The sequence below is a fragment of the Pantoea sp. CTOTU49201 genome, from assembly GCF_032054795.1.
GTDB lineage: Bacteria > Pseudomonadota > Gammaproteobacteria > Enterobacterales > Enterobacteriaceae > Pantoea > Pantoea symbiotica.
In genome coordinates, this window is sequence record NZ_DAMBSA010000174.1 from 1 (window position 1) to 349 (window position 349).

General features: G+C 59.9%; 1 pseudogene. It reads left to right on the forward strand.

The features are described from left to right. Positions 1-349 (forward strand): annotated as a pseudogene (locus tag RTY00_RS13315) (hypothetical protein); the annotation flags it as partial.

Here is a 349-nt window from a genome sequence, read left to right on the forward strand (position 1 = left end):
CTCGCCAATCGCCTGGTCGCGCATGTGTGTCAGTCAGGTGAAACACGCACGATCACGCATCTCTGTTGGCTGGGTGATGACCCAAGTCTGCTCGCCTTTCGCGAAACGCTGCTGGCAGCGGGCATGGTTTTGCCTGAAGAAACCATTCGACTTAGTGCGAATGAAGGCGCAGATAACGTTATCGATCTCCTCGCCAATACAGCTCCGACTTTGCTGCTGTGTGCCGGAAGCGGCGAAGGATTATCTGATTGCACCCCGGTTGCCGGGGAAGCCGCCTTTGCCTGGCTCTGCTCGGCGCAGGGGACTGCGCTGATGCATCGCTCGGAGCGCTGGCAGCCGGCGTTGGGTG